Origin of the sequence: Pseudomonas brassicae, from assembly GCF_010671725.1 — a bacterium.
GTDB lineage: Bacteria > Pseudomonadota > Gammaproteobacteria > Pseudomonadales > Pseudomonadaceae > Aquipseudomonas > Aquipseudomonas brassicae.
The window spans coordinates 1-3913 of record NZ_JAAHBU010000203.1 but is presented as its reverse complement, the minus strand read 5'-3'; the positions used below and the strand labels follow the sequence as shown (position 1 = coordinate 3913).

General features: G+C 64.9%; 2 protein-coding genes. Both read left to right on the top strand.

Annotated features, from left to right (window positions below; translation table 11 throughout):
• The coding region (locus G3436_RS15125; RefSeq protein ID WP_194356770.1) for a condensation domain-containing protein at positions 1-3540 on the top strand (3540 nt) is incomplete at its 5' end.
• On the top strand, positions 3531-3913 hold a 383-nt coding region (locus tag G3436_RS27120; protein ID WP_338001265.1), incomplete at its 3' end, for an AMP-binding protein. The genes G3436_RS15125 and G3436_RS27120, both read left to right, overlap by 10 nt.

Sequence of the window (3913 nt, the reverse complement as noted above, 5' to 3'; positions counted from 1 at the left end):
CGTGCCGACCTGACCGCGACACGCTTCGTGCCCGATCCGTTCTCGGCTACCGGCGAGCGTCTGTACCGCACCGGTGACCTGGCGCGCTATCGCCAGGACGGCATCGTCGAATACGTCGGGCGCATCGACCATCAGGTCAAGATCCGTGGCTTCCGTATCGAGCTGGGTGAGATCGAGGCGCGCCTGGCGCAACAGGCCAGCGTGCGCGAAGCGCTGGTGCTGGCAGTGGACGGCCCGAGCGGCCAGCAGCTGGTGGGTTATGTGCTGCCTCACGACAACACTGCCGATCACACCGCGTTGCGCGAAGAACTGAAGGCCCAGCTCAAGACCGAACTGCCAGACTACATGGTGCCGACGCACCTGCTGTTCCTGGAGCAGTGGCCACTGACCGCCAACGGCAAACTCGACCGTCGCGCCTTGCCGGCCCCGGATGCAAGCCTGTTGCAACGCGAATACGTGGCACCGCAAAGCGAGATGGAAAAACGTATCGCCGCCCTGTGGCAAGACGTCCTCAAGCTGCCCCGGATCGGCCTGGATGACAACTTCTTCGAGCTCGGTGGCGACTCGATCATCTCGATCCAGGTGGTCAGCCGTGCACGCCAGAGCGGCATCCGATTCAGCGCCAAGGACCTTTTCCAGCACCAGACCATCAAGCACCTGGCCAACGTCGCGCAGGTCGCCGACGACGTGCAGCAGATCGACCAGGGCCCCGTGCTTGGCACTACGCCCCTGGTGCCGATCCAGCAATTGTTCTTCCTGAGCGATACCCCAGCGCCGCACCACTTCAACCAGTCGGTCATGCTCGAACCGGCCGCGCCACTGGATGCCGGCGTACTGGATCACGCCTTGCACGCCCTGCTGGAACACCACGACGCCCTGCGCCTGGCCTTCCATCGCGACGGCGAGCAGGCGAATGCCCGCTACCTGCCGGTCGACCCGACCTGCGAACTGCTGTGGCAGGCCGACATTGCTGACGAGCACGCGCTGAATGAATGGGCCAATCGCGCCCAGGCCAGCCTGGATATTCAGCAAGGCCCGCTGCTGCGTGCCCTGCTGGCGACCCTGCCTGATGGCCAGCAGCGCCTGCTGCTGGTCATCCACCACTTGGCGGTGGATGGTGTGTCGTGGCGTATTCTCTTCGAAGACCTGCAACTGGCGTATCGGCAAAGGCTTGCAGGCCAACCCACGCAACTGCCAGGTAAGACCAGCTCGGTCAAAACCTGGGCCGAGCACCTGCAAGGCTATGCACGCAGCGAAGCCCTGCAGCAGGAGCTGCACTACTGGCAAGCGCAGTTGCAGGATGTGCCCACCACGCTGCCCTGCGAGCGCCCCGACGGCAGCCTGCTGAACCGCCACGGGCGCAGCGTGCAAAGCCGCCTCGACGCGCAACTCACCCGACAACTGCTGCAGGAGGCACCGGCTGCCTATCGCACACAGATCAACGATCTGTTGCTGACCGCCCTGGCACGCGTGATCGGACGGTGGAGCGGCGCGCCGAGCAGCCTGATCGAGCTGGAAGGCCATGGCCGCGAAGACCTGTTCGACACGGTCGACCTGACCCGTACCGTGGGCTGGTTCACCAGCGTGTTCCCGGTCAAGCTCACCGCCGCCAGCGGCATCGGCGAGTCGATCAAGGCGATCAAGGAACAGCTGCGCGCCATCCCCAACAAGGGCATCGGCTACGGCGCCCTGCGCTTCCTCGGCGATGCGGCGGCACGCCAGGCCTTGAACGATCTGCCCGTCCCGCGCATCACCTTCAACTACCTCGGCCAGTTCGACGGCAGTTTCGATAGCACCGAGGGCGCACTGTTCGCACCTGCCGCCCAAAGCACTGGCGCCAACCAGAGTGCCCACGCGACGCTGGGCAACTGGCTGTCGCTCAATGGCCAGGTGTATGGCGGTGAGCTGAGCATGAACTGGAGCTTCAGCAGCGAGATGTTCGAGGAGGCGACGGTCCAGCAGTTGGCCGACGATTTCTGCCTGGAGCTGGCCGCCGTCATCGCGCATTGCCGCGACCCGCAGCACAGGGGGCTGACACCGTCGGACTTCGCGCTGGCGCGCCTGAGCCAAGCGCAACTGGATCGTCTGCCAGTGCCGTGCAGCGAGGTGCAGGACCTCTACCCACTCTCGCCGATGCAGCAAGGCATGCTGTTCCACACGCTGGAGTCCAACGAGGCCAGCCTCTACATCAATCAGATGAGCGTGCCGGTGATCGGGCTGGACCCCGAACGCTTCATCGCCGCCTGGAACGCCGCAATTGCCCGCCATGAAATCCTGCGCACCGGGTTCTGGTCAGCCAACGAGCTGAGTGAGCCGCTGCAAGTGGTGTACAAGCACGCCAGCCTGCCCGTGCGCCGCCTGGACAGGCACGCCGCAACGTTCGACGAAAAGGCCCTGCAACTCATCCTTGAAGCGGACTGCGCCGAAGGGTTCGACCTGCTGCAGGCGCCGTTGACGCGCCTCACCCTCATCGACCTGGGCGAGCAGAAGCACCACCTGATCTGGACCAGCCATCACATCCTGATGGACGGCTGGTCCAGTTCGCGCCTGCTCGGCGAAGTGCTGGAGCTGTACCACGGCCGTACACCACCGGCCAAGCGCGGGCAGTACCGTGACCATATCCAATGGCTGCAGAATCAGTCCCAGGCGAGCCTGGAGCAGTTCTGGAAACACAAGCTGCACGGTATCGACGGCCCGACCCTGCTGGCCAACAGCATTGCACCGCGCCCGGCGAGTGACCTGCAAGGGCATGCGGCGCTCTATCTGCACTGGGATGAAGCACGCACCCAGCGCCTGCGCGAGCAGACCCAACGCCTGCGCATCACGCCCAACACGCTGATCCAGGCCGTGTGGCTGCTGTTGCTGCAACGCTACACCGGCCAGCCCACCGTGTGCTTCGGCGCCACCGTGGCCGGGCGCCCCGCCAGCCTGCCCGGTGCCGAGGAAATGCTCGGGCTGTTCATCAATACCCTGCCGATCATCCAGACACCGCAGCCGCACATGCCGCTGGCGCAGTGGCTGCAAGCACTGCAAACCTACAACCTGGAAGTGCGCGACCAGGAGCATGCTTCGCTGGCTGACGTGCAGCGCTGGTCGGGGCAGAATGGCCAGGCACTGTTCGACAGCATCATCGTGTTCGAGAACTACCCGGTGGACGAGCGCCTGCAGGAAGCCGAACAGCACCAGCTGAGCTTTGGCGAGGTGAACAGCCGCGACGTCACCAACTTCGCCATGGACCTGGCGATCAACCTGGGCCGAACCCTCAAGATCGAATTCCTGTACCTGCGCAACCGCTTCACCGAGGCCGCCACCGCGCAGATCCGCAGCAGTTTCGAAACCTTGCTCAATGCCCTGCTCGACAACCCGCAGGCTACCCTGGGCAGCCTGTCGACGCTCAGCGCCGGCGAACAGCAGCGCTTGCGCAACACAATCAGCTGGCACCGCCGACCCACGGCCAGGCCCTGCTGGCCGAGCGCATCCGCCGCCATGCCGAACGGCAGCCGCAGCGTATCGCGGTCACCTGCGCCGAGGTGCACCTGAGCTACGGCGAACTGGAAACCCGCGCCAACCAACTGGCCCATCACCTGATCGCACAGGGTATCGGCCCTGAAGTGTGTGTCGGTATTGCCCTGGAGCGTTCGGTCGAGGTGATCGTGGCGTTCTATGCCGTGATGAAGACCGGTGCGGCCTACGTACCGCTCGACATCGACTACCCACAGGACCGGGTCAAGTGGATCGTCGAAGACTCGCGCATGCCGGTACTGCTGACGCAAAGCTCACTGCTCGCGCGCTTTGCCGACGCCGGGGCCAACACGCTGATCGCCCTGGATCGCCTGGCCCTGGATACCTGCCCGGCCACGTGCCCATCCGCACGGGTCGACGAGGACAACCTCGCCTACCTGATCTACACCTC